This is a genomic window from Halopiger djelfimassiliensis (genome assembly GCF_000455365.1).
Taxonomy (GTDB): Archaea; Halobacteriota; Halobacteria; order Halobacteriales; family Natrialbaceae; genus Halopiger_B; species Halopiger_B djelfimassiliensis.
Genome location: NZ_HG315685.1, coordinates 1,018,702 through 1,045,632, shown reverse-complemented (window position 1 = coordinate 1,045,632; position 26,931 = coordinate 1,018,702). Strand labels below are relative to the sequence as shown.

Annotated in this window: 26 protein-coding genes and 2 pseudogenes; 15 read left to right on the top strand and 13 right to left on the bottom strand. The window is 64.7% G+C overall.

Annotated features, from left to right (window positions below; translation table 11 throughout):
* Positions 1-31 precede the first annotated feature (31 nt).
* The 3 genes from TX80_RS10975 (at position 32) to TX80_RS10965 (ending at position 2,577) form a co-directional block, all read left to right on the top strand.
* A complete protein-coding gene (locus tag TX80_RS10975) occupies positions 32-763 on the top strand; it encodes a DNA methyltransferase (protein WP_230198716.1) in 732 nt (243 codons plus the stop codon).
* Positions 764-1,546: a DNA-methyltransferase gene (locus tag TX80_RS10970; protein ID WP_049923127.1), complete on the top strand. Its 783-nt coding sequence runs from the start codon at positions 764-766 to the stop codon at positions 1,544-1,546. It begins immediately after the preceding gene.
* A gap of 152 nt (positions 1,547-1,698) precedes the next feature.
* Entirely contained in the window at positions 1,699-2,577 is an 879-nt protein-coding gene (locus tag TX80_RS10965) for a hypothetical protein (protein WP_049923126.1), read from the top strand.
* Between the two features lie 37 nt (positions 2,578-2,614).
* On the opposite strand, the gene TX80_RS19775 is transcribed toward TX80_RS10965, so the two are convergent.
* The 4 genes from TX80_RS19775 to TX80_RS10945 all read right to left on the bottom strand — a co-directional run bounded on the left by TX80_RS19775 (position 2,615) and on the right by TX80_RS10945 (position 4,588).
* Positions 2,615-2,758 (bottom strand): hypothetical protein, encoded by a 144-nt coding sequence (locus TX80_RS19775; RefSeq protein ID WP_154658619.1) that lies wholly within the window; start codon positions 2,756-2,758, stop codon positions 2,615-2,617.
* 29 nt (positions 2,759-2,787) lie between these two features.
* Positions 2,788-3,114, bottom strand: coding sequence for a hypothetical protein (locus tag TX80_RS18655; RefSeq protein ID WP_049923125.1), 327 nt, complete (start codon positions 3,112-3,114; stop codon positions 2,788-2,790).
* A gap of 555 nt (positions 3,115-3,669) precedes the next feature.
* Positions 3,670-4,038 carry a GNAT family N-acetyltransferase gene (locus tag TX80_RS10950; protein ID WP_049923123.1) on the bottom strand — a complete coding sequence of 123 codons (369 nt, stop codon included), beginning with the start codon at positions 4,036-4,038 and terminating at the stop codon, positions 3,670-3,672.
* A gap of 79 nt (positions 4,039-4,117) precedes the next feature.
* Positions 4,118-4,588, bottom strand: coding sequence for a hypothetical protein (locus tag TX80_RS10945; RefSeq protein ID WP_049923122.1), 471 nt, complete (start codon positions 4,586-4,588; stop codon positions 4,118-4,120).
* Between the two features lie 417 nt (positions 4,589-5,005).
* On the opposite strand from TX80_RS10945, the gene TX80_RS10940 reads away from it, so the two are divergent.
* Positions 5,006-5,470: an SPW repeat protein gene (locus TX80_RS10940; protein ID WP_049923121.1), complete on the top strand. Its 465-nt coding sequence runs from the start codon at positions 5,006-5,008 to the stop codon at positions 5,468-5,470.
* A gap of 38 nt (positions 5,471-5,508) precedes the next feature.
* Here the strand turns inward: TX80_RS10940 and TX80_RS10935 are convergent, their stop codons facing one another.
* Positions 5,509-6,498 carry an SDR family oxidoreductase gene (locus tag TX80_RS10935; protein ID WP_049923120.1) on the bottom strand — a complete coding sequence of 330 codons (990 nt, stop codon included), beginning with the start codon at positions 6,496-6,498 and terminating at the stop codon, positions 5,509-5,511.
* A gap of 88 nt (positions 6,499-6,586) precedes the next feature.
* Complete coding sequence (locus TX80_RS10930) at positions 6,587-7,246, bottom strand: hypothetical protein (protein ID WP_049923119.1); 660 nt, start codon at positions 7,244-7,246, stop codon at positions 6,587-6,589.
* A gap of 146 nt (positions 7,247-7,392) precedes the next feature.
* Between TX80_RS10930 and leuS the strand changes: the two genes are divergently transcribed.
* The 3 genes from leuS (at position 7,393) to TX80_RS10915 (ending at position 11,262) form a co-directional block, all read left to right on the top strand.
* Positions 7,393-10,086, top strand: coding sequence for a leucine--tRNA ligase (leuS, locus tag TX80_RS10925; protein ID WP_049923118.1), 2,694 nt, complete (start codon positions 7,393-7,395; stop codon positions 10,084-10,086).
* A gap of 191 nt (positions 10,087-10,277) precedes the next feature.
* A complete protein-coding gene (locus TX80_RS10920) occupies positions 10,278-10,583 on the top strand; it encodes a HalOD1 output domain-containing protein (protein WP_049923117.1) in 306 nt (101 codons plus the stop codon).
* Between the two features lie 70 nt (positions 10,584-10,653).
* Complete coding sequence (locus TX80_RS10915; protein ID WP_049923116.1) at positions 10,654-11,262, top strand: DUF420 domain-containing protein; 609 nt, start codon at positions 10,654-10,656, stop codon at positions 11,260-11,262.
* Here the strand turns inward: TX80_RS10915 and TX80_RS10910 are convergent.
* Positions 11,249-12,703, bottom strand: a complete 1,455-nt coding sequence (locus TX80_RS10910) for a short-chain fatty acid transporter (RefSeq protein ID WP_049923115.1) — start codon at positions 12,701-12,703, stop codon at positions 11,249-11,251. The genes TX80_RS10915 and TX80_RS10910 overlap by 14 nt on opposite strands.
* Before the next feature lie 63 nt (positions 12,704-12,766).
* Here TX80_RS10910 and TX80_RS10905 point away from each other — a divergent pair, with 63 nt between their 5' ends.
* On the top strand, positions 12,767-14,023 hold the full coding sequence (locus TX80_RS10905) for an MFS transporter (protein ID WP_049923114.1): 1,257 nt from the start codon (positions 12,767-12,769) through the stop codon (positions 14,021-14,023).
* Positions 14,024-14,033: 10 nt separating this feature from the next.
* Here TX80_RS10905 and TX80_RS10900 read toward each other — a convergent pair whose 3' ends face one another.
* Together TX80_RS10900 and TX80_RS10895 are read right to left on the bottom strand one after the other, a co-directional pair.
* Positions 14,034-14,807: an ABC transporter permease gene (locus TX80_RS10900; protein WP_049923113.1), complete on the bottom strand. Its 774-nt coding sequence runs from the start codon at positions 14,805-14,807 to the stop codon at positions 14,034-14,036.
* Positions 14,804-15,769, bottom strand: coding sequence for an ABC transporter ATP-binding protein (locus tag TX80_RS10895; RefSeq protein WP_049923112.1), 966 nt, complete (start codon positions 15,767-15,769; stop codon positions 14,804-14,806). The genes TX80_RS10900 and TX80_RS10895 overlap by 4 nt, the downstream gene beginning before the upstream one ends.
* 132 nt (positions 15,770-15,901) lie before the next feature.
* Between TX80_RS10895 and TX80_RS10890 the strand changes: the two genes are divergently transcribed.
* The 3 genes and pseudogenes from TX80_RS10890 to TX80_RS10880 form a co-directional block, all read left to right on the top strand.
* Positions 15,902-16,471 carry a hypothetical protein gene (locus TX80_RS10890; RefSeq protein ID WP_049923111.1) on the top strand — a complete coding sequence of 190 codons (570 nt, stop codon included), beginning with the start codon at positions 15,902-15,904 and terminating at the stop codon, positions 16,469-16,471.
* 116 nt (positions 16,472-16,587) lie between these two features.
* Positions 16,588-17,541, top strand: coding sequence for a TIGR03557 family F420-dependent LLM class oxidoreductase (locus TX80_RS10885; protein ID WP_049923110.1), 954 nt, complete (start codon positions 16,588-16,590; stop codon positions 17,539-17,541).
* A gap of 155 nt (positions 17,542-17,696) precedes the next feature.
* Positions 17,697-18,614 (top strand): annotated as a pseudogene (locus tag TX80_RS10880) (formate/nitrite transporter family protein); the annotation flags it as partial.
* Positions 18,615-18,899: 285 nt separating this feature from the next.
* Here TX80_RS10880 and TX80_RS10875 read toward each other — a convergent pair.
* On the bottom strand, positions 18,900-19,880 hold the full coding sequence (locus tag TX80_RS10875) for a WD40/YVTN/BNR-like repeat-containing protein (protein ID WP_195893065.1): 981 nt from the start codon (positions 19,878-19,880) through the stop codon (positions 18,900-18,902).
* Positions 19,881-20,027: 147 nt separating this feature from the next.
* Between TX80_RS10875 and TX80_RS10870 the strand changes: the two are divergent.
* Positions 20,028-21,651, top strand: a pseudogene (locus TX80_RS10870) (potassium channel family protein).
* A 169-nt stretch (positions 21,652-21,820) separates the two neighbouring features.
* Here the strand turns inward: TX80_RS10870 and TX80_RS10865 are convergent.
* On the bottom strand, positions 21,821-23,260 hold the full coding sequence (locus TX80_RS10865; protein ID WP_049923108.1) for a heme o synthase: 1,440 nt from the start codon (positions 23,258-23,260) through the stop codon (positions 21,821-21,823).
* Between the two features lie 141 nt (positions 23,261-23,401).
* Between TX80_RS10865 and TX80_RS10860 the strand changes: the two genes are divergently transcribed.
* On the top strand, positions 23,402-23,719 hold the full coding sequence (locus TX80_RS10860) for a DUF7410 domain-containing protein (RefSeq protein ID WP_049923107.1): 318 nt from the start codon (positions 23,402-23,404) through the stop codon (positions 23,717-23,719).
* An 11-nt stretch (positions 23,720-23,730) separates the two neighbouring features.
* On the opposite strand, the gene TX80_RS10855 is transcribed toward TX80_RS10860, so the two are convergent.
* Complete coding sequence (locus TX80_RS10855; protein WP_049923106.1) at positions 23,731-24,066, bottom strand: DUF7111 family protein; 336 nt, start codon at positions 24,064-24,066, stop codon at positions 23,731-23,733.
* A 111-nt stretch (positions 24,067-24,177) separates the two neighbouring features.
* Between TX80_RS10855 and TX80_RS10850 the strand changes: the two genes are divergently transcribed.
* Both TX80_RS10850 and TX80_RS10845 read left to right on the top strand, forming a co-directional pair.
* Positions 24,178-25,104 carry a DUF3267 domain-containing protein gene (locus TX80_RS10850; RefSeq protein WP_049923105.1) on the top strand — a complete coding sequence of 309 codons (927 nt, stop codon included), beginning with the start codon at positions 24,178-24,180 and terminating at the stop codon, positions 25,102-25,104.
* Positions 25,105-25,165: 61 nt separating this feature from the next.
* Complete coding sequence (locus TX80_RS10845) at positions 25,166-25,456, top strand: PadR family transcriptional regulator (RefSeq protein WP_049923104.1); 291 nt, start codon at positions 25,166-25,168, stop codon at positions 25,454-25,456.
* 253 nt (positions 25,457-25,709) lie between these two features.
* On the opposite strand, the gene TX80_RS10840 is transcribed toward TX80_RS10845, so the two are convergent.
* Positions 25,710-26,855, bottom strand: coding sequence for an acyl-CoA dehydrogenase (locus tag TX80_RS10840; RefSeq protein ID WP_049923103.1), 1,146 nt, complete (start codon positions 26,853-26,855; stop codon positions 25,710-25,712).
* Positions 26,856-26,931 lie beyond the last annotated feature (76 nt).

The following is a 26,931-nucleotide window of genomic DNA, read 5'->3' as shown; positions in this document are numbered from 1 at the left end:
TGCCTATGCATAGGCGAACACCTACCTATCGATGAAGATGGTGCAACAGTCAAGTTCCCCAAGTCGTAAACGAGAGAGCAATCAGATGTACCTCGTTGACCTTGGAAGGGTAGTGTCGGATGCCGACACCCAGGAAGATGTCCTCAATGCGACGGAAGGGGTTTGGAACGCTATCTACGAGCGTATGGACCCAACCGAGACGCTGTGGGTCGTCGCACCGAACGCGTACCGAGATGGGCGTATGTGGCCTGTTGCAATGGCAGTAGCTGATTACGCTAGAGAAGAATCGGGGCTCACCCTGAAGAATACGATAACAGTCCACCGGTGGGAAGACCGTGGCGGCGATATGGAATCAGCATATGACGAAATCCTGTTCTTCGTAAAAGACAAACGGGAGTATCAGTTCCACAAGGACGATATTCGCGTGGCGCACGTATACGAGGGCAACGAGTGGGGTGGCGAACGCGAGGAAGGTAACAGCGCCTACCACGACACCAAGGTCCGCCGATACAACCCAGACGGCAAGGACCCGGGCAACGTCTGGCTAGATGAAGACCGCACGCAGACCGATAATCAGGAGGTCGACGAGGTGGAGGCAATACCACTCCGCGAGGCGCTCCGCCGATGCGTTCTCGTTGGTTCCGGTGAGGGCGAAACTGTCTATACACTCTGGGTAGATGATATTGAAGATGTTATCTCCGAGGAAGAACGCGTCGCTGAGTCACTTGATGCGACTGCGCTACGTGAGGAGGTGAGCGAATAGATGGTTGAGCTTGATACAATCGACGGGCTCGAAGTCCACTGGAGTACGAGCGAAGAGATGACTGAGGTCGAGGATGGCACTGTACAGTCGGTTATCACCTCACCACCCTACTGGGACCTCAAGGACTACGGACACGAGAACCAAATCGGGACGGCCGACGAGTCGTACGAACACTACCACGACCGAATGGAGGCCGTCTGGAGCGAGTGCTACGATGTACTACGCGATGACGGAACGATGTGGGTGGTCATTGATACCGTCATGGAGCGTGGCGACCTCCAACTCCTTCCGTACCACATCGCTGAACGGGCCGAGGATGTTGGTTTCGTCCTCCAAGATATGGTCACCTGGTACAAGCCTACTGCCATCGCCGGCATGACCGACCGCAACGTGGTGAATAAGAAGGAGTACGTTGTCTACCTCTCCAAGTCGAAGGACCACAAATTCCGCGAAGAAGAGGGGCAGAATGGCCTCGAAGACCCTGCTGTCGCGGAAGAACACCGTCTCGGTAATCTGTGGCGGCACCCGGTGAAGCGAGGGACTGTCGGCCAGAACGTACTCCATAAGGCCCCTTACCCGACATCGCTCATCGACCGCATCGTTGAGGTCTCGACGGACCCCGGCGATACAGTGCTTGACCCGTTCTTCGGAAGCGGGACAACCGCGGCTTCTGCTCTCGAACTTGACCGCCGATGTATTGGCTACGAGCTGAACGAGGAGTTCCGAGACGTTATCTCTGAGCGGCTCGCGTCCTTACAGCAACGCTCGTTAACTGAGTTCTGACGCTCGGCCCTTTCAACCCGATAGCACAGTCCAAAAGGATTCGGAGGTTTTCTACGAAAAGTCGTTACGGCTCCCTGTATACGTAGCTAAACGCCTATGCATAGGCGATTGCGGATTCATAGATTATCGCGCCGCAGTATAGGGGTTTCTATGTGTCTGACAAGAACCCCTGGACCGATACACTCGGGTTTACCGATTTGGGTACCGACGAACGCGAACAGACTTTGGACGAGGTGAAGGAGCTCATCAAGTCGCTCGGCAATGAACACCCAGAGATATTCGAGGATTGGGACATCGACGCCGGCGACTACCAACGCGAACTCAAGGATGCGGTCTTCTCACTCGGTGGGACCTTCCGGCAGTCCCACGGCGCGGACAACGAGGACATTGTCCGCGAGGTCTTCCTGGAACCCGCCGAAGAGCAAGGATACCTCTCGTTCACCGACCAGCGTGGGAGTGAACGTATCGACTTCAAAGGTCGGCTCAAAGATACTGGAGAGGTCTTTGCGATGGACGTGAAGGGTGGTGAAGGGCAAAGTATCGGTCACCTGCTGGTTCCAACTAATACCGATACCCTGATGCTGTGGAGCGAGCGGAACGCTCGAAACACCAAGTCCCCTGCATCCCGGCTGAACGAAGTAATCAACCGAGCAGTGCGATGGGGACTAAATCAGGATGAGGACCCGCGGTACATGATTATCCGCGACCCGCCAGCGGGTGCCCGTACGGAGAACGGTCGCGTCATTCCTGATGTGGTCGTTTTCCCGAACGAATATCCGTCGCCGGATAATCCAGACCCGGAGATGCCGGCGTTGGATGACCTCCACTTCGCCGAGGTCTTGTTTGAGGTCACGACTGGTATCGGCGACCTCAACGATGAACAGTGCTTGAAGCACATCTGGTGGCACGAAATGCACTATGATAGCCGAGACGGCGGGAAGATAGACAAGAACATCTACAACGCGTATGACGACGGTATTGAGCTACGGACACAGGCTATCGACTACTCGCGCATCTCCGACGTAGTCTAACCGGAGACCTCCGCTTCCAGCAGCCCCTATTTTGTAATTACTCATCGTCATCTACTTCCTCTAGTGCAGCGTCGAAGTCCACGTTCATCTCCTCAAAGATGTAGCGCGTTGCCTTCATATACCGTTCAGCGGGCCCCATCCACCGATATACATATTCAACGTCTTCATCCAGACTTTCCATGTCCGTATTCTGTTCCCGGAATTGTTGTGTCAGGACAGAGAGTCATCTCTGTCCTCGCCCATTACGTCCATGTACGCCTCGAACCATTCGGGCTCGCGGTAGAGCTTCAGTTGGGCTTGGCACCGGGGGCACTGGCTCCAGTTCAGCCAGTCGTCGATAGTGTAGCTGCAGCGGGGGCACTCGTCCAACATCGGCTCCCGGATGTCAGCGTCTTCCACATCGAGGCCCATCATCTCGGCCATCTCCGCGTGACGGTCCTCGTCTTCTGTATGGTCGTAGATGTCGAACTGCTCGCTGTTTGGTCCCCAGTTCATGTGGTCTGCAATCTGCCGGTCAGAGTACCCTTCAAGCCGCATTTGTGTTACTCGGGAGTGGCGGAAGTTGTGGGGGTTGACCTTTTCTTCTGGGATGTCTGAGTCGGCGACGAGTCGGCGGAGCCGGCGGCGGAAGAACGAGGGGATAAGCGAGTTATCTTCACCTTCCTCGTAGTGGTCGCGTGTGACGGTGAAGAAAGGGGCCTCAGGGTTGGTCAGGGTCTGGGTGTTCGCGGGTGATGTAGTTCTGTAAGAACGCCTCTGAGGGCTTGACGATGACTTCGTGGTTCTCCGCGCCTTTCAATCCCTTTGCCTCCTCGTTGAAGCGAACGAGGGTACTGTTGCCTGGCCCCTCACCGAACCGTACGTCTTTGATGCGCAGGGAGAAGATAGCTGATAGTCTGGCCCTGGTGTCCGAACGGGGACCCATGGCCACGTCGAGCCAAACAGCCGTCGGCCTTGTCGAACAGGAATGCGAGAAGGATCGTCAACGTGGCCGCGTCAGGACGGGCCTGCAGGAAGAGGGTGACTGCTGTCCAGCCCAGTCCGATGAGCGTGGCGTAATCCGCGGCAGCGAGTCGACGGAGCACGTTCCACCTACCCCCTGTGTTGAAGGCCGAACAGTCGATAGTACGATCGCGCACGTTTCCGTTCGAATCCCACACCGGTTAGAACGCGCTTAGATGGGACGTTATCGATGCCGATGAGTGTCTGGACGCACGTCTGTGTTGTCTCCTCCGCAACGAACGAGAGCGCTCGCGTGACGAGTGCCGTCGCGATGCCCCGTCGCCGCCACTCGGGAAGGACGTACAGTCCCCAGAAGTATGCGCCGTCGAGGTCGATCGTTCGCTCGAGCGGGGCCACATAGAACGGACGATCGATCGTAACGGGTTGGACACCGACGATGCGATCGTCCTCCACTGCAGCGACGATCCGATCTTGCTCGGACAGTTCCGGGCGATCCATTCGGCCCATGAGCGAGAACGCGCCCGGAGCGTCGACGTGAAAGGAGATGGTATCGGGAACGGATGGATCCGGGTGACGGCTACGGACGGTCGATCCGAAACGTGATATCGTGTTTCCGGAGCAGCGAGCGCATCGTCGCGACGCCGCGGTCGGTATCCCAGCCGTGACACCAGTAGTGATCCAGCGGGTGTCTGATCCAGGAGTCCTCCCAGTGGGCGTACGTGTCGATGCGATCGAGTCCGTTTCGGAAGACGGTCACGTGGAGTTGTTCGTCGGCGAGGGGCGACCGTCGAAAAACCCAGCTTCCGGCCGACATCCGGCCGTCCCGGTGGTGTTTCAGCGCCGCGATGGGTTCGCGTCGAAACCCCATCGAGCGGAGTTCGGTTCGGAAGCGTCCCAGCGTGTGTTCGACGGTGCCGACGTATTCCGCCGGATCCGTCGTACATTCGACGTAGCCGCCGACACGCTGTGCGATTCTGTGGAGGACCGGATAGGCGCGCCGGCGGACTTTCGTCAGCCGGTCGACGTCCTTCTGTGTGCCTCTGAGCATCGGTTTCGACGATAGCACTCGAGTACCACCCGGATCAATAATACACTACCGGATGCGAGTGCCGAGTTACGTCGTGATATCAATATATTCTTGCCGTCGATGACCGGCACGTCGATAGCGAACGGGACCTGCTAGCCGATATCGCTCAGAGCGCCCAGAGCGCCAGCGACACGAACGTACGTTTCCGGCTTCCGTGTCGAGGCTCTGGGGACCTCGAGCGTCAGTAATGTCGGATTACCGGTCCGAGACGTCCCCGCTCAGTAGTCGATTGGCCGGAGGTAAACCGACACTTGGATAGTGAAGGTCGTTTCGAGCGTTGAAGGCACTCGATCGGGTGTCGCCCTCGTTTCGGTGGAGCAAGTGTAACGGTCGTGATCCTTTTTGCGCCCGCTCGGCCAACGCTCGGCTGGGATCAGTATGAGCGAGTCTACGACCAACGAGCCGTCGGCCGGAGAACCGGGAACCGAGCGACGCGGGCAGGGTGAGCCGGAGGGACAGAAGTGGCTCAGCGGGATCGTGTCCGTGATCGGGCTCTGGATCGCGGTGTCGCCGTTCGTTTACGAGACGGCCATGTCGATCACGTGGAACAACCTGCTCGTCGGTGGGGCGGTCTTCCTGCTTGCCGGGTACAACTACTACCGGATCATCACCGCGCACCCGACCAGTACTGCCGTGATGTCGCTCGTCGCTTTGCTCGCGCTGTGGACTCTGGTGTCGCCGTTCGCGATCGCGGGGCGGATCGCCATGGAGGGCCTCGAGGTCGCCGCTCAGGGGCTCGTCTGGAGCAACGTCGTGTCCGGGCTCATCGCGGCAGTGCTCGCGGCCTACATCGCCTACGCCGCGGGCCGAGCCGTTCGTACCGGTGCGCCGGCCGGGACGTAACGAACCACCCCGAAGCGGGTCTCGAGCGGATCGCCCCGTTACCGGGGTCGACGGTCGCCGAGGCGTTCTCCATCGCTGTCGACCGGCTTCGAGCCTGACGATCGGTGCAGACGCCGCTCGAGGAGGTCGAGAACGGGCCCACTCGCTGCGAGTCGGAGCCCGAGCCGCGACAGTCGATCCCGGATCGCGCCGGGAACGAGCGTCCCGTACAGCGAGCCGAGCAGCGGAACCGGCCCGACGCGGTAGTGCGTTTCGGGGGCCGGATTCGTCGCAGCCTCGAGAACCGTCCGTCCGACTCGATCCGGATCGTTGATCAAGGGGCCGCCGACTTCGACCGCACGAACGCGACGAAGCACGCGATAGAGATCGACGTACGGCGACCGCTCGCGGGTCCGAGCCGTCCGCGAGTCCGACCGGTCGGTCGTCGGACCGGCGGCCGCGGCGGCGTCGACTTCGGCGACGGCACGGCTGTAAAACGGCGTCGCGACGATGCCGGGCTGGACGACGACGACCTCGACGTTCGTATCCGCGAGTTCCTGTCGAAGCGCGTCGCTCAGCGCGGCGAGCGCCCACTTCGAGGCGTTGTAGCCGCCGATACCCGCGACCGCGAGTCGATCGGCGGCGCTCGTGACGTTGACGATACGGCCCGCTCCGCGCTCGCGCATCCCGGGCAAAACTGCGCGGATCAGTCGATGCGGCCCGAAGCAGTGGACGGCGAACTGTCGCTCGAGCAGGTCCGTCGGAACGTCTTCGACGGGGCCGAACTGGCCGTAGCCGGCGTTGTTGACGAGACAGTCGACCCCGCCGGCTTCCTCGCGAACGCGGCCGACGACGCGGTCGACGGCCGTCGGATCGGTCAGATCGAGCGCGACGACGTCGGCCCCGCGGTCGGCGAGCGTCTCGAGACCGTCCCGATCGCGTTCCCGTGCGGTGGCGTACACCCGCCAGCCGGGTTCCGTGAGAAACGCGCGGGCAGTTGCGTGGCCGATGCCGGACGAACAGCCGGTCACGAGGGCAGTCGGTGCCATACGGGAATCGACGACGCCGACGGCTATGATACCCGACCGTGACCTCGGTGCTCGCATCGGGCGCTCCGGTGTCGTCGGGCCACACTGGCTACGCGCCGGGGCCGTCGTCTCCGTCGCCACCGTCGACGGTCTCGAGCGGCGACTCGAAATCGTCTGGCAGATCGTCGAGCGGATCCTCTCCGATGGGCACGTCGTCGAACGGCGGCTCGTCGATCGGGACCTCATCGAACGGATCACTATCCGGGGCCTCCGGCCGGTCGGGAACCGACGGTGGATCGACGTCACCGGGGACGTCGTCGTCATCGAACGGCAGCTCGATATCGTCGGGAACGCCGGGGCCGTCGTCCGACCCGTCGTTCTCGTCCCCGGTTGTCCCTTCAGAGTCGGTCGCTGGTCCTGAGTCGTCGGGTTCGTCGGCCCCCCGATCGGCGGTGTCAGCGCCGTCGGGGTCGACCGCCTCCCGGTCGGCTTCGTCAGCGCCGCCGGCCGTGGACTCGTCGGCGTCCGTCGAAGGCGCTGATTCGGCGCTCGGTCCGCCGTCGGCGGCTGATTCGGTATCGGTGACCGTCCCGTTGCTCGAGGCGTTTTCGACCGGTTCGTCCTCGGCCCCGGGACCCGCTCGCTCTGGCAGCAGGCCGGGACCGAAGACGAACGCCAGCGACGCGAAGGTGACGAGGACGATCGCGACGGTGGCGAAAAGCGCACGCGACGTGGGTTGTGGAGCCGGCTTCTGGTGGGATCGGGACATTCGACCGTGGAGCCGTACTGCGCTCGGCGGCTTTGTTAATCCCTGCCCACAGCCCGACTCGGAGTTCCCCGTCGTCTCGGCGAGGGCGGGGCCGGGCGAACAATCAAATAGCCGGCACGCCCAGTAGCCGGCAACGGACCTCGCCAATGACGAGCCATTACGATCACGCACAGGTACAGGAGTTCTGGCAGTACGTCTGGGAGCGCGACGGCGTCTACGAACTCCCGGACGACGCCGACGATCCGACCTACGTCCTCGGGATGTTTCCGTACACGTCGGGCACCCTCCATATGGGACACGTCCGCAACTACGCGATCACGGACGCCTACGCCCGATACCGGCGGATGCAGGGCGACGACGTGCTCCACCCGATGGGGTGGGATGCCTTCGGGCTTCCGGCGGAAAACGCCGCCCACGAGCGGGCGACCGATCCCGAATCCTGGACGCAGGCGTGCATCCGGCGGATGCGCGAGGAACTCGAGACGATGGGGTTTGGCTACGACTGGTCCCGCGAGATCACCACCTGCGAGCCGGAGTACTACCGGTGGAACCAGTGGCTGTTCAAGCGGCTCTTCGAGGCGGGACTCGTCGAGTACGAAGCGGCGAGGGTCAACTGGTGTCCGGACTGCGAGACGGTGCTTGCGGACGCACAGGTCGACGATCCGGAGGACGGCAGTGGCCGGGTCTGCTGGCGCTGTGAGACTCCCGTACAGCATCGTGAACTCGATCAGTGGTTTTTCACGATCACCGACTACGCCGACGAACTGCTGGACGGTCTCGACGATCTCGAGGGCTGGCCCGATGGCGTCCGGGAGATCCAGCGCAACTGGATCGGCCGACAGGAAGGCGCGGGGATTACGTTCGAAGTCGCCGGGTTCGGCGAGGTCGAGGTGTTCAGTACCCGTCCGGAGACGGTCTACGGCGCGACGTACCTCGCGGTCTCGCCCGGTCACGACCTCGCACGGGCGCTCGCCGATACGGACGACGGGGGCGAGATCGCCGAGTACGTCGAGTCAGTCCGGGAGCGGCCCCCCGACGAGGTTGGTCTCTCGGGCGTCGAAACGGATGCGACGGCGATCCATCCGCTGACCGGTGACGAACTGCCGGTGTACGTCGCCGGCTACGTCCTCGAGGACGTCGGCACCGGGGCCGTGATGGGGGTTCCCGGACACAACGAGCGCGATCACGGTTTCGCGCTCGAGCACGACCTGCCGATCGAGCGGGTGATCGTTCCCGCCGACGAGGACGGGGAGCCGCTCGAGGAAAACGTCGAGCGAACGCCGTACACCGGAGACGGCCGTCTCGTCGGGAGCGGCGAGTACGACGGCCAAGAGAGCACGACCGTCCGGGAACGGCTTCCGGCGGCCCACGACGCGATCGAGGCCGACGTCACCTACCGACTCCGGGACTGGCTCATCTCGCGCCAGCGCTACTGGGGGACGCCGATCCCCGTCGTTCACTGTGACGACTGCGGGCCCGTCCTCGTCCCCGACGAGTCCCTCCCCGTGGAACTGCCGTCGTTCGTCCGGACCACCGGGAACCCGCTGGCGGAACGCGAGTCGTTCGTCGAGACCGAGTGTCCGGACTGTGGCGGGGACGCGCGCCGCGAAACCGATACGATGGATACCTTCGTCGACTCCTCGTGGTACTTCCTGCGGTTTCTCTCGCCCGACCTCGAGGACGCCCCGTTCGACGCCGAGCGTGCCGACGAGTGGCTGCCGATCGACGTCTACGTCGGCGGGGAGGAACACGCGGCCTTGCACCTGCTGTACATCCGGTTCGTGACCCGGGCGCTGGCCGACCTCGGCCTGCTCGAGCACCGGGAGCCGGTCGAGGAACTGCGCAGTCAGGGCACGGTGCTGTACGAGGGCGAAAAGATGTCCAGTTCGAAGGGCAACGTCGTCACCCCCGAGGAGTACGGCGCGGAGACGACGCGGCTGTTCGTTCTCTCGGCGGCCCATCCGGAACAGGACTTCGAGTGGACCGCGAACAACGTTCGCGGGGCGTATGAACTCCAGCAGACCCTCTATGGCATGGCGGACGAGTTCGTCGAGGACGGGGACACCCGAATCGAGCGGCGACGCCACGACGACTACCTCGAGCGGGAGATCGACCGAACGATCGCCGCCGTTACGGCGGAATACGACCGCTTTCGCTTTCACCGCGTCGCGACCGAACTGCGAGAACTCACCCAGTTGTTGCGTCGGTACCGGTCGTACGATCGTCCACACCGGGACGCCTATCGGCGGGGTTTGCTGACGCTGGCTGCGCTGATCGCCCCGATGGCCCCGCATCTCGGCGAGGAAGTGTGGAACAAACTCCGTGGCGACGGGCTGGTCGTCGAGGCCGACTGGCCCGAGCCCGCGGGTTCCGTCGCCGACTACCGACTCGAGCGCCGGCTCGTCGAAACGACGCTCGCGGACGTCCGGGATATCGTCGATGTCGCCGGAATCGACGACCCGGAACGGATCGAACTGGTCGTCGCTCAGGACTGGAAGCACCGGGTGGCAAATCGGCTCGACGGACTCGAACGGGAGGGTGGGCGGGACACCGATCCCGACGGAGCCGAATCGCTCGTGGAGTCCCTCCTCGACGGCGACGACGATATCGATGCTGATCGCGAAACGGTCGCGGCCTTCATCGGCGAACTGACCGGTCGAACCGACCGGACGGGAACCGATCGGCGACTGGGACCGGAAAGCGAACGGACGGTTCTCGAGCGGGCAGTCTGGCTCCTCGCCGACGAGTTCGACGCCGACGTGACCGTCCGCAAGGCGACCGACGACGACGGGTTGGCAACGAACGCACGACCCGGAAAACCAGCTATCAGGATCCGGTAGCTCCCGATGTATCCGAATTCGATCACGAGGCTGAATCGTACGTTATTGTTCAACCGGTGCGGATATCTGCCCTGCTAACCCGAATCCACACGGTTCACCTTCGATATCGAAGGCGGGGCGACGGGATCTGTCAGAATCGAGATCACGGATAGACAGTTTTATTCGAACGGGTTCGGAAGTGGAGAGATAGGATGGCGGGTGGCGGTAACCGGAGCGGCGAGTACGTCAGGAAACTACCGAGTCAGGCGGTCGTCGAGACCGTGGCCGCTGCGGAAGGGGTTCCGCCGGCCGAGCTCCGGCCGCCGGAGTACGAACCGCTGCACGCGGTCGTCGACCCGCAGGCGCTGGATCGCCTCTTTGCGGATCGGTCCAACGGCCAGCCGAGACCCGGCGGTGACGTGTGCTTTCAGTTCTGTGGCTACGACGTGACCGTCGACGAAGCCGGGTCGGTAACGCTCGAGGACGGCGACCCGTCCGGAGCCGACGACGCCGGTTGAGGCCCTGTCGACAGGAGCGGCCGGTTCCGGAACAGCAAGACAGATACGCCGGTACTTCGAACGCCCGATAATGGCAACCGCGGATGCGAGACGGCGACTTCGAGAACGGCCGATCGGCGCGACGATCTTCCTGACGATCGTCGGCTACGCGCTCGTTATCGGGACGTTCGTTCTCGATGTGCCGCTTTATCCGGACCTGACGACCGCACAGATCAATCTCCTTACGCACGCGATCGCGGTGATCAATACCGCGGCGACGATACTGCTCGTGGCCGGCTGGTACTGGATCCGTGCCGGCGAGATCGAGAAACACCGCCTTGCGATGACGGGGGCGTTCGCGTTGATCATGCTGTTTCTCGTCGTCTATCTCGTCCGCGTTGGCGGCGGCGGCGAGAAGTACTTTGCCGGGACGGGATTCGTCCGGTATGCGTACCTCACCATGCTGGCGATCCACATTCTCCTCTCGATCGTCTCCGTCCCGGTCGTGCTCTATGCCCTGATTCTCGGACTGACCCACACTCCCGCGGAGCTTCGGAACACGTCTCACGCGAGAGTCGGCCGGATCGCGGCCGCCTCGTGGATCCTGAGTCTCGTGTTGGGCGTCGTCACGTACGTGCTTCTCAACCACGTTTACGGCTACGAGTTCGCGGCGATGGTCGTGCCGATCAGTACGGGATGACGTACAGCGCAACCGCCAGAAACGGCACGAGCGCGAGCAACATCGAGATCGCGTAGCCGAACATCTCGCGGGCCCTGATCCGGGTGATCGCGAGCAACGGGATCGCCCAGAACGGGTTCAACAGGTTCGTATGGGCGTCGCCGACGGCGTAGGCCATCGTCGCGTGACCCGTCTCGATCCCGAGTTCGTGGGCCGCCTCGAGCACCGACGGGCCGAGGACGATCCACTCGCCGCCCCCCGACGGCACGAAGAGGTTGACGAGCGCGGCGGTCAGCCACGCGATCACGGGAAACGTCTCGGTCGTCGACACCGCCAACAGCCCTTCCGCCATCGTTTCGGCGAGTCCGGAGCCGGCCATCATCCCCTGAATGCCCGCGAAGAAGGGAAACAGCAGGATGATCCCCGCGGCCGCGCTCGAGGCCTCGCCGAAGCGCTCGCGATAGACCGCCGGACGGGTATAAATCGCCACACCGACGAACAGGAACGCGAAGTTCAACACGTTCAGGTTCAGAGCGTCGAGTCCCTGCGTCGCGAACTCCCAGACGATGACCCCGACGCCGGTCAGCGCGATGAGTCCCCCGAGGAGCCGGCTGTTGTCGATCAGGTCCGCCGGAACGGGTTCTTCTCGGGAGTGTTCGGCCGACTCGTCCTCGACCGGAGTGTCGTCCGCCGAAAGATCGTCAGCGTTGCCGTCGGAGGCCGTCTCGAACAGGTCCTCCTCGGGGATGTATTCGGTGATGGGCCGCGAGCGGTCGGGCGACGGCGACAGCAGGTACAACACGATCGCTGCGAAGACGATCGACGAGGCGGTAAGCGCGAGCGCGTAGGTGCTGAATATCGTCGCCGACGTCCCCAGCGGTGCGTCGATGACGCCGAGTTCGACGAACTCGTTTCCCGGCGTCGCAAGCAACAGCGGGGCCGAGCCGGATAGCCCCCAGTGCCAGGTGAGTCCGAGTCCCATGTAGCCGGCCACACAGAGCAACGGATAGTGGATCGGAATGTCGTTTCGGTACGCGGCTTTGCCCATCTCCCGAGCGAAGATCGCACCGACGACCAGACTCAACCCCCAGTGAACCCAGGCCAACGTCATCGAGACGACGCCGACGAGGACGACCGCCTGTCCGCTCTCGTTCGGGAGCGCGGCAAGCCGCTGTAACGCGTCGTTGACCCGGGGGTGGTACGCGATCACGAACCCGGTCATGATAATCAGGACCATCTGCATCCCGAACGTCAGGAAGTCCCAGAACCCGTCGTACCAGAAAAACACCATCTCCGTCGGTCCCTGCCCCTCGACGACGATACCGACGAGGAACACGATGTACGTTAGGATGATCGCGAACAGGAACGGACTCGGCATCCACCGTTCGACCACGTCGGCGATCCCTTCCCCCGCTCGTTCGATGACGTTGCCTCGTGACGGCTGCCCCTCCGTCGAGGACATGAGTGATATGATACCAAACACCGTGATAAATATTACAGCCGTCGGCGTGGGGATTCGAACCGAATGGCCGGCGGCACCGAAACGGACGGCGACGGAACGAGCGACGGCGGGATCTATCGCGGCTGGTACGTCGTGGCGGGCGGGTTCGTCGGCGCGTTCGTCGTCTTCGGCCTCTCGTACGCGTTCGGGGTCTTCCTCGAGCCTATCCAGCGGGAGCTCGGGCTCTCCCGTTCTGGCGTGTCGTTCGTCTTCTCACTGCAAACGGTCGTGATCTACCTCGCGGCGGCGATCCTCGGCGTACTCGCCGACCGACTCGGCGTGCGGCGGCTGCTGGCCGCCGGTTCGGTCGTCCTCGCGGTCGGCGGGCTCTGGACGAGCCGAGCCGAAACCTACGGCTCGCTCCTGCTCGGCTACGGCGTCTGTACGGCGGTCGGACTCGGGGCGATATACGTCGTCTCCTACGCGACTGTTCCCCGGTGGTTCCAGCGCCGTCGGGGGCTCGCAACCGGCGTCGCGACCGCCGGTCTCGGCGTCGGCATGGTCGCGCTCGCACCCGCCGCAAGCGCCCTCGTGACCGCGCTTGGCTGGCGGCTCGCGATCTTGCTCCTCGTCCTCGCCGCCGCCGTCGCCGTCGCGGTCACGACGCCGTTGTTCGCCGCCGATCCCGCCTCGAGCGATCGAGCCGCGCCCGACTCGGAGTTTCCCGAGGGCGTCCCGGATCGGGAACCGCGGGCGTGGGCGATGTACCGTCAGGAAGTCGCGTCGGTCGTGTGGTCGGGGCCCTTTCTGCTGGTGTTTTCCGGGTGGGTCTTCGTCTACGGAACGCTGTACGCCGTCCTCGTCCACGTGATTCCCCACGCGAGCAGTATCGGACTCGGCGAGGGAACCGGAGCGACCGTGATCGCGATCATCGGAGCGACGACCGCCGTCGCCCGGATCGGGATCGGTGGACTCGCGGACCGATTCGGCCGAATCCGGACCTTTGTCGCGTGTTCGATCGCCATGAGCGTCTCGACGCTGTGTCTCCCGCTCGCCGAGTCCGCGGCGGCGCTGTACGCCTTCGCCCTCGTGTTCGGGATCGCCTACGGCGGCAACGGGGCCTTGCTCTCGCCGCTTACGGTCGATCTGTTCGGTCCGGCGAACCCGAACGCGATATTCGGACTCGTCTCGCTTTCCTTTGCGATCTCGGGACTGCTAGCGCCGTGGGCCGCCGGGCTCACGTACGATCTCGCCGGGACGTATACGCCCGCGTTCGTCGGTTCGGGAATCGGCGGTCTGCTCGGCTCCGGGTTGATCACCATCGCCGACAACGAATCGTAACGGATTCAGCTCAATCCGTCCGTGGAATCGAGCGAGCGCCCAGTGCGAACGCGACGACCGCGAGAACCGCGAGGATCGCGAGGTTCGCAACCGCCGGATCGAGGCCGGCGATCGCGGCCGTTCCGGCGTCGGGGTAGGTCGCCGCCCGCACGCCGCGGGCGAAGTACGTCAGCGGCGAGAGGTTCACGAGCGGTTCGAACCAGCCGGGCAACTGTGCGAGCGAGACGAACGTCTCCGAGAGAAAGAGCAGGGGCAGTCCGATCGCGTTGCTCGCGGCGACCGCCCCGTCCTGTGAATCGGTGTAGCTTCCGAGCATCGCCCCGATACCACAGAAACAGACGACGCCGACGAGGACGTACGGGAGCAAAAGCGGGGAGGCGACGATCTCAGCGCCGGTGAGGACGACCACGAGCACGAGAATAAGCAGGCTCGCCAGGCCGATGATGGCCGCGTTGACGACCGTCTGGGCGACGAGCCACTCACCGCGGGTCAGCGGCGTCGTCGCGAGTTTCTCGAATCGGCTCCCATCGCGGTGGCGCGCGACCTCGCTACCGAGCCGGGACAGCGGCGTAAAGAGCACGACGACCGCGAGATAGCCCGGCACGTAGTACGCCGCCGGTTCCGTGAACAGCCCCTCGCCGGTCGGGTCCGTTCGAACGAGCGCGCCGAAGATGACGATCAGAATCGCCGGGAAGAAGAACGTAAAAAACACCGCCGTGCGCCGGCGCACGAACGACCGCCAGCCGGCGCTCGTCTCCGCCCGTACGCGGCCGAGCCGGCTCATGCCGTCTCACCCGCGCGTGCGAGGCCGGCGTCGTCGCCGACGCGGTCGGTCCGCTCGAGTTCGGCGTCGTCGGCCAGCGCGAGGTACACGTCCTCGAGATCCGGCTCGGCCCACGTCAGGCCGGTGTACGCGATGTCTCGACCCTCGAGATAGTCGACGACGGGTCCGATCTCGGCGGGGTCGATATCCCGGACGACAACCGTGCCGTTCGGGTTCCGTCCGCGGTCCGGCCGGTCGACGGGATACTCGAGGTCCGCGAACGCGTCGGGGCCGGCGCTCGTCTCGATCGTGAGCCGGCTCGAACCGCCGTATTCGCGGACGAGCGCCGCTGGCGAGCCCCGTGCGACGAGCGAGCCGTCGGCGAGCAGGCCGACGCGGTCGGCCAGCCGTTCGGCCTCGGCCATGTCGTGGGTCGTGAGCACGACGGTCGTCCCGCCGGCGGCGAGGTCCTCGATCAGCCGCCACACGGTCCGTCGGCCCGCGGGGTCGATTCCCGTCGTGGGTTCATCGAGAAAGAGCACGTCGGGGTCGTTGACCAGCGCAGCGCCGACACACACCCGGCGTTGTTGGCCGCCCGAGAGGTTCTCGTACCAGACGTCGCTCGAATCGACTAGCCCGACGTCTGCGAGTACGTCGTCGGGATCGCGGGACGTGGCGTACAGTCCCGCGTAGTACGCAAGCAGTTCGCGGGCCGTGAGCCGGGCCGGCGGCGAGAAATCCTGTGGCAAGACGCCGAGCCGATCACGGTCGACGGTCGCCGGCGGCTCCCCCATCACCCGTGCCGTCCCCGCGTCCGGCTCCGTCGTTCCGGTCAGCGCGCGGACGAGCGTCGTCTTTCCGGCCCCGTTCGGACCGATCAATCCGAAGACCTCGCCGCGCTCGACCGACAGGGACGCCCCCGAGAGCGCGACCGTCTCGCCGTAGGCCTTCTCGAGATCCGTCGCTTCGACTACGGCTTCCATACTCGCGGGTTCCCACGCGTCGGGGGTAAGGGGTTCGGTTTTTGGACTCGCGGGGGTCGGCGACCGTTCGATAGCCATTCGTCATAGGTAAGGGTAACATTTATACCTAAGATAGAATACATATGAAGGCGTATGGCGACGTCCAGAACCGCGCCGAACGAACGCGTTCGCGACACGTACGACCGACTCGCGGCCCTTCTCGAGCAAGGCGACGACGCCTTCATCGAGGAGGGACCGTCGATCCTGCAGGACGCGATCGAGGACGAAGCGTTCTTCGACGGCGTCGAGACCGAACACGCCGAGGAATCCTACACGAGGCGGCTGGTTCACCGCGAATCCGACGGCCCGGTGATCCGGTTTATGGAGTGGCCCCCGGAGTATACGCTCATGCCCCACGAACACCACGGCCGCCCCTGCTTCGAGGTCCTCGTCGATGGACAACTCTTCCTCGCGGACATGGAGGCGGAAAATGTTTCCGGAAACGAGTACGAGCTGGACGTCATCGACGGCACCGTCTGTGGCCCGGGTGAGGCGGGGGTCGTCGATCCACGGACCGGGACGGACATCCACGCGGTCTACAGCCCGGTCCGGACGCGGTCGCTGCACGTGTATCCGGACGACAACCACTACGGGATCGGGTACGTGCCGACGGAGGCGTCGAACGACCGGTACAGAAGCGAGCGGTTCCAGCTTCGCGACTAGCCGCTCTCGACGGTCGATCGTCGGATCCAGCCCCCGACGCAGAGCCGCTCGGGACGGCGCGTTCTTGCCCTCGCAGGGACAACCGTTACCCGCGGATTCGTGGTACCGCCCGGGGAATGCCCCGACTCGGATACACCCTCTCGAGCGAGGAGCACGGTCCCGGGACTCTCGTCGACATCGCCCGCCGCGCCGAGGACGCCGGGTTCGATTTCCTCTCGATTTCGGATCACTTCCACCCGTGGGTCTCGGCACAGGGCGAATCGCCGTTCGTCTGGTCGACCCTCGGTGCGATCGCCGAGGCGACCGACGACATCGAGGTCGGCGTCGGCGTCACCTGTCCGACGATCCGCATCCATCCGATCAACGTCGCCCACGCCGTCGCCACCGTCGACGAACTGTTCGGCGACCGCTTTACCTTCGGCGTCGGCACCGGCGAGAACCTGAACGAACACGTCACCGGGGAGCGCTGGCCCGAACACGACGTCCGTCTCGAGATGTTGGACGAAGCGATGGACGTGATGCGCCACCTGTGGACCGGCGAGACGACGAGCCACCACGGCGAACATTACACGGTCGAGAACGCGCGCCTCTACACCTGTCCCGACGAGCAGCCGACGACGATCGCCAGCGCCTTCGGCCCGCAGACGGCCCGCTGGACCGCCGACAACGCCGACGGCCTCTGGTGTTCCGGGCCGAAAGACGAGCCCGTCGCGGCCTACGAGGACGCCGGCGGCGACGGCCCCAAATACACGCAACTGCACGGCTGCTACGCCGACAGCGAGGCGGAAGCGATCGAAACGATCCACGAACAGTGGCCAAACGGCTCGATTCCGGGCGAACTCGGGCAGGAACTGCCGACGCCGGCCCACTTCGAACAGGCCGCGGAGATGGTCGAGAAGGAGGACATCGCCGAGGCCGGCACGACCACCGACCCGGACCCACAGGCCCACATCGACAGCATCGAACAGGCGGTCGACGCCGGCTACGATCACGTCTACTTCCACCAGATCGGCCCGGAGCAGGAGAAGGCGATCGAATTCTACGAGGCGGACGTGCTACCGTCGTTTTAGCTCGCTGTGTCGTGTGGCCGGTCCCGTCGGTCTTGTACGCCACGAGGGGAACGGACGCCGACCTGTCGATTGCGTTTCACGTCCCGACCGGTGACTCGTGACGATCCCTCAATCGAATGAGAGGGGTTTTCACCGGGGCCTGCCGACACCCGGTAATGCCGGACTCCGATCGAAATCTCCGAGAAAGCGTCGAACGGTCGCGACACGGCGCGCCAGCGGTCGGCGCGGTGGTCCGCGACCGGTTCGAGAGCAACGAGGTGTTCCAGCGGATCATCGCGGCCGCGGACGACGAGATCGATACCGGCCTTCGCGAACTGTTCTTCAGCAGCCTCGCGGCCGGCTTCGCGATCACGTTGACCTTTCTCGTCTACGCCACGATGTACGCCAAGTACGACGGCGATCCGGTCCTCAGCGGCTTCATGTATCCGATCGGCTTCGTCTACATTATCCTCGGAGGGTACCAACTCTACACCGAGAACACGCTCCCGCCGGTCGCGCTCGTCCTCGAGCGGCTGGCGAGTTTCCCCGCCCTGTTTCGGGTCTGGACGATCGTCCTGCTCGGCAACTTCATCGGCGGCTCGTTGGGCGCGCTCGTGCTCGCCCGAACGGGCGTGTTCGCCGACGACACGGCGGTCGCGGCGACCAATATCGCCATGAAAGGGATGGGGACGCCCTTCGCCGATCTGTTCTGGAAGGGTGCCTTCGCGGGGCTGATCGTCGCCGGCGTCGTCTGGCTCGACTTCGCCGCTCGCGACACGATCACCCGCTTTTTTCTGGTCTACATGGCCTTCCTGATGATCCCGTTTGCGGATCTGTTCCACGTCGTCGTCTCGTTTACCGAGGTGATGTTCCTCGTCTTCAACGGGCAGGCGGAGCTCTACGTCGGGCTCACCGAGTTCGTGTTCCCGGTGTTGCTCGGGAACACCCTCGGGGGTGTCTTGCTGGTAACGGTCGTCAACTACTTCCAGACGACCGAACGACGGCTCGAGGTGGCCCGTAAAGACGGTTCCGAACGACAGCTGTCGGTCCGAGAGTGGCTCATCGGCGGCCCCGTCGGACGGGCGTACGTCCCGGCCCATCCGGAGAAAGAATCGGCACTGCCCGAGGATCAGCTTCGATCCGAGACAGAGACGACGTCCGATCGGTCCGAGACCGAAGCGGATCGCCACGCGGACGACGCCGACCGGATGGCAGGAGACATCGAGTATCACGAGTGACCGTCTGTCGGACATCGTTACTCGACAGTTCGCGTCGACCACTCGTCTCCGCGACGCTTGCCCAGCAGCCCCCATCTCGCGCCGTCGTTCGAACGCCCCCGATTCGATACCCGTTCGGGTAGCTGGCCGATCGCGTGTGGCTCAGTCGCGATCAGCGTCGTACACCGTGACCGGCGTGTACCGACCGGTAACCTGACCGGGGACGGGGAACTCGCCCGCCTCGAGCCAGTCGTCCCCGTCGCGCCTGACGAACAGGCGTCCACGATGTGTCGCGACGACGAGCGCACCGTCGTCGTCGGTCATCCCGGTGACGGTCTCGTCCGGGGCCGGAATCTCGAGGGGCTCGAGCGAATCGCCGCGGACGACGAACAGCGCGGGGTCCGCGTCGGGGTCGTTCCACGTCGAGGAGTTCGACAGCGCTGCCGAGGCGAAGACTGAGTCGCCGATCGAGAACGCTCGCCTGAAGTACGACTGTGTAACCGACCGATCCAATCGCGTCCAGCACCGACCGCGATCGCGCGTCCGGTAGAGTCCGTCGCCGGTGGCGGCGAAGTACGTCCCGGCGTCGACGACGTGGAGTTCGTGTACGTCGTCGTGGACGCCGTCGGCTCGCTCCGACCACGTCTCGCCGCCGTCGGGACTGACGTGGACGCCGCCGACCTCGACGCCGGCGACGAGCCGATTCGAGTCCTCGGGGTCGACGTGGACGTCACGAACCTGTGCGAGGTCGTCGTGGCGCGGGAGTCGCCACTCGTCCCGTGAGGGGAGTTCCTGAAATCCCTCGAGTTCGCTCCAGTCGGTCTCCCCGGCAGTGTCGCCGTTGATCGACGTCGTCGCGTAGATGGCCGCGGGTCGAGTGCCGGCGAAAAGCCGATTTCCGTCGGGAATCGCCCCGACCACGTAGACGTGCTCTTGCGGAACGTCCAACGCCGTCCACTGCTCACCGTCGACCGATCGGTAGAGGCCGGTTTTCGTCGCCGCAAACAGGCCATCGATCCCGTCGAACTGGGTGAGTCGCAGTACGCGGCCGGACTCGAGAACCTTCGTCGGTCCGCGCGGTAGTGCGTCGGTTTCGGGGGCCGGAAGGCGGTACACGCCGTCGTCGCTGCCGGCGAAATACATGATCGTTACCACCGGCTGTAGCCAGTAAAGTGCTCGCTGAACGCGATTTATGTATGGTAATCGATTGGTCGAAGGGACGGTGGCGGAGTGCAGACGCCCATCGAGAAACCGGTCTATTACATACCGGTCGGTCGTTATGCCGGGGTAATGAACACGTGGTGGCGACGGATCGCGCTTTCGCTCGTCGCTGTTTTCGGGATCGTACTCGTCTATGCGCTCGTCTATCAGTGGGGCATCGCGACGTTCGAAGGGGAAAAGCGAGGACTGATCAAGTCGGTCCAGATCGTCATCGAGATCCTGACGACCACCGGATTCGGCGGCGATACGGACTCCTGGACGACCGTCCCGATGAACCTCATCGTCATCGCCATGAACCTCAGCGGCGTCCTGCTGGTCTTTCTCACGCTGCCCTTCGTCGTCGTGCCGCTGTTCCAGCGGGCACTCGAGACCCAACCGCCGGAGTCGACCGACCTCACCGACCACGTCATCATCTGCTCGCATACGGAACGGGCGGATGTCCTCCGGAACGAACTCGAGGCCGCGGACGTGCCGTACGTGTTCATCGAGGACGACCCGGAGACGGTGACGGCGCTGGTCGACGACGATATCGAGGCGATGCTCGGCAATCCCGAGCAGGAGGGGACCCTTCGTGCGGCGAACATCGACAGCGCTCGAGCACTCGTGGCCGACGTTTCGGACGAAGCCACTCCCGAAGTGATCCTGACGGCACGGGAACTCCGCGACGACATCCGAACGATCAGCGTCGCGGAGGACCGCGAGGTGGCGACGTATCACCGGTACGCCGGCGCTGACGACGTGGTTCGGCCCCGGCAGGTGCTCGGTCACAGTCTCGCGGGGAAAGCCACTGTCGGTCACCGCGGAGCTGCAGGAGACGATCGAACTCGGGGAGCAACTCGAGATCACCGAACTCCGCGTCGGGCGCGGGAGCGATCTCGCCGGGCGGACGATCGCCGAGTCGAACATGCGCGACCGGATGGGCGTCAACGTCATCGGCGCGTGGATCGACGGCGATTTCGTCCCGGCACCCGACCCCGATACGGTCATCGATAGCAACACGATCCTGCTGGTTGCCGGTGAGCACGAGACGCTGACGGCGCTGACGACGAGGACGGTCTCGCCGTCGCACGACGCCTCCCGCGTGATCGTCGGGGGCTACGGCGAAGTCGGGCGGACCGTCAGCGAAACGCTCGCCGCCTCCGGCGTCCCGTATACGATCGTCGACGACCGCGACGACGAGGAGATCGACGTCCGCGGCGACGTCACGGACGCCGATACCCTGATCGACGCGGACATCGAGAACGCGCGCTCGATCGTCCTCGCGATCGACAACGATACGGCGGCGATCTACGCGACGCTCGTCCTCGAGAAGATCGCCCCGGAGACGGAAGTGATCGCACGGGCTAACGAGACCGAAACCGTTCGAAAGCTCTACCGCGCGGGTGCCGAGTACGTCCTCGCGCTGTCGACCGTGACGGGGCGTATGCTCTCGTCGGTTCTGCTCGAGGACGAGGAGCTACTGACGCCCGAGACGCAGTTCGAGATCATCCGCACGACGGCCCCGAACCTCGCGGGACGGAGTCTGGACGATGCCGACATTCGAGCACGATACGGGTGTACGGTGGTCGCAGCCGAACGGGACGGCGAGTTACTGACGACCCTCGGACCGTCGTTTACGATCCGGGAAGACGACACGCTCATCATCGCCGGTAGCGACGAGACCGTCAACCGGTTCATCGAGGTCGCCCGGTAACGCGCCACCCGATGGAACGCTACCGGCTCGTAGCGAGGCGACAGGACGGGGTGCCCTCGGTACCGTGCTGTGGCCGTTCTGGAGTCTCGGATCGAAGCCGACGAAGCGGGTCGGGAGACTCGCGTCGACTGTGACGGGCAAGAGCGAAAGCCACCGGTAACGGCCGCTCTCAGACCAACGAACCGGTGACGACGAGCGCGTCGATCAACACCGCAACGAGGACGGCCCCGAGGAAGGCGTTGGAGGCGTGAAACGCGCGGAACGCGGCGGCTTCGGTCTGTTCGAAGTGGAGCCGAACGGCGGCCCAGAGGAAGACCCCGCCGAAGACCGCGACCGTCGCAGCGTAGATGGCACCGAGGTCGGTGAGCCACGCGAGCGCGACCGTGCTCACGAGCGTCGCCGCGAGGTAGTAGATGATGTGCTTGCGGGTCTCGGTCTCGCCGCGAACGACCGGCATCATCGGGAAGCCGCCGCGGGCGTAGTCGTCCTTGTACGCCAGCGCGAGGTTATAGAAGTGGGCGGGCGTCCACAGGAAGATGACGCCCGCGAGCGCAAGCGCCGGCACACCGATCTCGTTGGTTACGGCCGCCCAGCCGATCAGCGCCGGCAGTGCGCCCGCAAGACCGCCGATAACCGTATTCTGAACCGTGTTCGGTTTGAGCACCAGCGTGTAAACGACGCTGTAAAACATGATCGCGGCCAGCCCGAGCGCGGCCGCCAGCCGGTTGATCGTCAGGAAAACGCCGAGCGAAGCGACCGTCAACGCGACTCCGAACGCGAGGGCGTTGCGAACCGGCACCAGTTCGTTCGCCAGCGGTCGGTCGGCAGTCCGTGACATCTTGCGGTCGATGTCGCGCTCGAGGACGTGGTTGAACGTCCCGGAGGCACCGATCGCGAGGACGCCGCCGCCGAGCGTCGCGACGATCGTATAGCGATCGAGCGCGGGACCGGCAGCAAGCGCCATGCCCGCGGCGGCGACGAGACAAAGCAACCACATCAGCCGCGGTTTCATCATCTTGAAGTACGCGAACGCGGTGAGCCGTGCGCGAGCGAGCCGACTCGAGGGAAGGGTGCACTCGGCGGCCGGCGCTGGTGTGTCCTCGAGCGGCTCCGGCGAGTCGATCGCGTCGTTTTCGCGCCCGGTCGCCAGTTCCAGATCCCAGGCGAGCGCGAGGACGACGGCCGTGAAGATGACCAGCCCGAGTCCGAGGTGCAATCCCGGAACGATCGCGGCGGGGCCGAGCGTCGCGGTCGCAGCGCCGACACCGACCTGGACGACGTACAGGCCGGCGCTGGCGAGAAGCGTCCATCGAACGCGTCGGGAAACGTCTCCGCGGACGGCGGCGACGGCCGTCGCCGCGACGAGGAGGCCGACCAGCACTGCCGCGATCCGGTGTCCCCAGGCGATCGCGAGTTGGGTCTGGCTGAGGGGGTCGGCCGGCGCGTGGCAGGTCGGCCAGGTCGAGCACGCCGCCGCCGCGTCCGTAAGCGAGGTCGTCGCACCGACGATCAGGAGGAGGTAAACGCCCAGTGCGGTCGCTGTGAGTAATCCGGAAAACCGTCGTCGGGTGCCGATCGGACGGGGGAAGGAGTCGGATTCGGTTGCCACGGCTATTCTCGTCTCAATCGTTCGTCTCCGCGTATTTAGGACTCCCGTTTTTGCCCCCCGTTATTCGTCGGCTCCTGCTCGGTCCACGCAAGCTCACGGGGACGACGAGCATCAAGTAGCTGGATCGCATACGAGCGATCCGTGTCCGACACGCCACGCGAGCGCGGTTCCGAGGCCGGTCCAGATCGCGGCGACGCCCTCGCGGCGGCCGGTTCGGATGCCGAACCGACCGATCCGGTCCGCTGTCCGTACTGCGACCGGCCGTTTCGCGAGCGACGGCTCGAGACGCTCCATCGTGGCCTCGAGCATCCCGATCGACTCTCCGAGCGCGAACGGGCCGCGTTCGAACGCACGTCCCGGGCGGAACGTGTACGGATCCGCCGCTTTCGGTTGCTCGCAGTGGGTGCACTCGTTTTACTGTATTTCTGTCTGCTGTTCGTGTACGCCATCGTTACCTGATGGGCCACGGCTCACATGCCCAGATCTTCGGCCGCCGCGGGGATCGGAAGGTCGTGGGGTGAGACGCCGAGCAACTCCGCGACGTGATCGAGCGCCATGTCGAACCCGTAGTACCGTTCGAGTTCGTCGCCGTCGACGGACGGACGGACCTTCAGCATGGCGTACCCCTCGCGGTTCTGTGCGACCGCAGCCGTCGCGTGTCCGCCGGCATCGCTGTCGGAGCCGGGAGTCGCCGGTTCCCCGTCTCGGTCCTCGACGACGAATTCGAGACGCCGTTCGGTCTCCGTTTCGTCGTAGCTCGCCCTGATCCCGTTATCCCGGGCCGTTCGATCGTCGTCGGTCGTCATACTCGAGACTCGAGCGGCGACCACCGGGAAACTATCGGTTCCGACCGGAATCGATCCCCCCGAGGATCCGGAACCGGTACGGCTTTTTCGTTCCCGTGAGGAAGACGACACGTGAGTCGGACGGACCCCGAGTCCGGGACGTCGCGTCAGTCGACCCCGCTCGCGGAGTTTCGCTGCACCCGGCCCGTCGCGTTTCAGTGGCTCGTCGTCTCCGTCGTCGGGTTTTTCGTCTTCGCGTACGGGTTCGGTCACGCCCTCGCGGCGCTTCAGGGACGGGCGCTCGAGCCGATCGTCATCGCCGCGCCGTCGCCGGCGGCGGTCGCCGGTTGGCTCGCGCTGTCGTGCGTGCTCGTCGGACCGGTGGTCGTCCTTCACGAGACGCTTCACGGCGTTTTCATGGCCCGCTACGGCGGTGAGCCGGGATACGGGTTCGGCGTCTCCTATTTCGTCCTCCCGTACGCCTACGCCGAGACCGAGGGGACGAGTTACACGCGCACTCAGATGCTCGTCATCCTGCTTGCACCGGTGGTTGGGATCACGACGCTCGGTCTCGCGGCGATGGTCGCGGTCCCCTCGCCGGTGCTCATCGTTCCGCTCGCGGCCAACGCCGCGGGCTCGATCGGCGACCTCTGGATGGCCGGTGCGTTGCTCCAGTATCCGTCCGGCGTCCGCGTCGCCGGGCTTCCGGACGCCGACGTGCAGGGGTTCGGGATCTATCCGGAACCGGGCCGGCGGGTCGATCGGCTCCCCGGCGCGGCGTTCCTGTCGACGATCGTCTCGGGGGCCGTCGGCACGCTAGCAGTGCTCGTGACGGGCCTGCTCGGACTCGTCCTCGGCTCGCTGGCCGTCGGTTCGGGGACCGTGGTCCTCGGGAACCCGAACGGTCGCTGGTTTCTCTTCCGTCACGTACTCTACTCCGACGGCAGCGTCTCCCTCGAGATCGGGGACGCGCTCGCGTTCGGACTGGCAACCCTCGGCGGGATCGGGTGGGGCGTCGTCGCCGAACTCCGCACCCGATTGGAGTGGTTCGGTCCGTGAGACGACTCCTCGACGACCGGAAACCGTAACGCTCGAGCGGCCGTCCCGCCGAGAATTCGGTATGGCAAAGTGGCTCCAAAGCGGTCGCCGGCGGGATATCTGCGTGCTCCTTGCCGCCGCCGACGACGGCGAACTACGCGGCCAGCGGCTCAAATCCCGCCTCGAGTCCCACTACGACGACCGGATCGAGCCAAAGTCGTTCTACGGCTCGCTGTCGGCGCTCGAGGACGCGGGGTTCGTCGAGAAACGAACGGCGGGCATTCACGACGTATACGCGTTGACTGACGCCGGAGAGCGACGAGTAACCAGACACTACGAGTGGATGCGAGAGCGGCTCGAAACGAGTGATTAGCCGAGTCAGTTTGCTTCCCCCCGCTTTACCGGTGTTCGTCCGGGACCGGGTCTCGCTCTCTCGGTGCCGCCGCGAGAACGAATCCTAATACGGCTCCGGGAAACATAAACAGCCAGGTACCGGTGGCGACCGCGAGCACGCAAAGCGTTTCGCCGCCGCTCGCGACGCCCGAACGCCATCGCCGACGGCGGAATCCGACGCCGATGACGACGCCGATCGCCGGCAGGAGCCAGACCGCCGGTACCGTCGACGCTTACCCCTCGAGCAGCTGCTCACCGATCGTGTTCCGCAACACTTCGCTGGTACCCTCGTAGATCTCGTTGAGTTTGGCGTCGCGGTAGAACCGCTCGGCGGCGAAGTCCTTGGTGTAGCCGTAGCCGCCGTGGATCTGGATCCCCTCGTTTGCGACCTCGCGGCTGATTTCGGAGGCGTAGAGTTTGGCCTGCGCGGCGTCTTTGATGTAGTTTTCGCCGCGAATCTTCTTGTCGGCGGCGTTGTGCATCAGCATGCGAGCGGCCTGTATCTTCGTGTCCATGTCCGCGAGTTTGTGTTTGATCGACTGGAACTCGCCGATGGGCTGGCCGAACTGCTCGCGTTCGGTGGCGTACTCGCGGGCCTCCTCGAAGGCCGCCCGGGCGATGCCGACCCCGCGGGCGGCGATCGTGATGCGACCGCCGTTGAGCGTTTTCAACGCCTGAACGAACCCGTCGCCTTCCGCACCGAGCAGGCGGTCCTCGGGAACCCGAAGGTCGTCGAACCGGAGTTCGGCGGTCGGACAGCCCTTGTCGCCGAGTTTCTCTTCCGTGTTCTCGACGATGAACCCGTCGTCCTCCTCGGGACGAACGACGAACGACGAGATCCCCTTGTTGCCCGCCTCGGGATCGGTCTTGGCGAACACCGTGACGGTCTCGGCCACGGAGCCGTTGGAGATCCAGAGCTTCCCGCCGTTGATCACGTACTCGTCGCCGTCTTTCTCCGCGGTCGTCTCCATTGCCGGCACGTCGCTGCCGGCACCCGCTTCCGACAGTGCGAACGCACCGATATCGCTCCCTTCGGCCAGCGGCGTGAGGTAGGTCTCTTTCTGGGACTCGTCGCCGAACTCGTAGAGCATGTTCCCCGCCAGCGAGGTGTGGGCGGCGACGACGGTACCCAATCCCCCGGAGCCACGCGAGATCTCCTCGAGTCCGATCGCGTAGGAGTGATAATCCAGCCCGGCACCGCCGTACTCCTCGGGGAAGGGCATCCCCATCAGCCCCAACTCGGCCATCTCGTCGACGAGATCGCGGGGGAACTCGTCGGTGTGATCGATCTCGTCGGCGACGGGAACGACCTCTTCGTCGACGAACTCGGACACCATATCCCGGATCTGTTGCTGTTCCGCGGAGAGTGCAAAGTCCATACCGGACGTATCGTTCGGTCGACCCTTCATTGTTGCTCCACGAACCACGCGTTCATTCGCGTGGTAACCCCGGTTC

Coding starts and splice junctions, on each gene's coding strand:
- TX80_RS10975 (WP_230198716.1), top strand. CDS start 32: ATGAAGATGGTGCAACAGTCAAGTTCCCCAAGTCGTAAACGAGAGAGC.
- TX80_RS10970 (WP_049923127.1), top strand. CDS start 764: ATGGTTGAGCTTGATACAATCGACGGGCTCGAAGTCCACTGGAGTACG.
- TX80_RS19775 (WP_154658619.1), bottom strand. CDS start 2,758: ATGGAAAGTCTGGATGAAGACGTTGAATATGTATATCGGTGGATGGGG.
- TX80_RS18655 (WP_049923125.1), bottom strand. CDS start 3,114: ATGCGGCTTGAAGGGTACTCTGACCGGCAGATTGCAGACCACATGAAC.
- TX80_RS10950 (WP_049923123.1), bottom strand. CDS start 4,038: ATGGATCGCCCGGAACTGTCCGAGCAAGATCGGATCGTCGCTGCAGTG.
- TX80_RS10945 (WP_049923122.1), bottom strand. CDS start 4,588: ATGCTCAGAGGCACACAGAAGGACGTCGACCGGCTGACGAAAGTCCGC.
- TX80_RS10940 (WP_049923121.1), top strand. CDS start 5,006: ATGAGCGAGTCTACGACCAACGAGCCGTCGGCCGGAGAACCGGGAACC.
- TX80_RS10935 (WP_049923120.1), bottom strand. CDS start 6,498: ATGGCACCGACTGCCCTCGTGACCGGCTGTTCGTCCGGCATCGGCCAC.
- TX80_RS10930 (WP_049923119.1), bottom strand. CDS start 7,246: ATGTCCCGATCCCACCAGAAGCCGGCTCCACAACCCACGTCGCGTGCG.
- leuS (WP_049923118.1), top strand. CDS start 7,393: ATGACGAGCCATTACGATCACGCACAGGTACAGGAGTTCTGGCAGTAC.
- TX80_RS10920 (WP_049923117.1), top strand. CDS start 10,278: ATGGCGGGTGGCGGTAACCGGAGCGGCGAGTACGTCAGGAAACTACCG.
- TX80_RS10915 (WP_049923116.1), top strand. CDS start 10,654: ATGGCAACCGCGGATGCGAGACGGCGACTTCGAGAACGGCCGATCGGC.
- TX80_RS10910 (WP_049923115.1), bottom strand. CDS start 12,703: ATGTCCTCGACGGAGGGGCAGCCGTCACGAGGCAACGTCATCGAACGA.
- TX80_RS10905 (WP_049923114.1), top strand. CDS start 12,767: ATGGCCGGCGGCACCGAAACGGACGGCGACGGAACGAGCGACGGCGGG.
- TX80_RS10900 (WP_049923113.1), bottom strand. CDS start 14,807: ATGAGCCGGCTCGGCCGCGTACGGGCGGAGACGAGCGCCGGCTGGCGG.
- TX80_RS10895 (WP_049923112.1), bottom strand. CDS start 15,769: ATGGAAGCCGTAGTCGAAGCGACGGATCTCGAGAAGGCCTACGGCGAG.
- TX80_RS10890 (WP_049923111.1), top strand. CDS start 15,902: ATGGCGACGTCCAGAACCGCGCCGAACGAACGCGTTCGCGACACGTAC.
- TX80_RS10885 (WP_049923110.1), top strand. CDS start 16,588: ATGCCCCGACTCGGATACACCCTCTCGAGCGAGGAGCACGGTCCCGGG.
- TX80_RS10875 (WP_195893065.1), bottom strand. CDS start 19,880: ATGTATTTCGCCGGCAGCGACGACGGCGTGTACCGCCTTCCGGCCCCC.
- TX80_RS10855 (WP_049923106.1), bottom strand. CDS start 24,066: ATGACGACCGACGACGATCGAACGGCCCGGGATAACGGGATCAGGGCG.
- TX80_RS10845 (WP_049923104.1), top strand. CDS start 25,166: ATGGCAAAGTGGCTCCAAAGCGGTCGCCGGCGGGATATCTGCGTGCTC.
- TX80_RS10840 (WP_049923103.1), bottom strand. CDS start 26,855: ATGGACTTTGCACTCTCCGCGGAACAGCAACAGATCCGGGATATGGTG.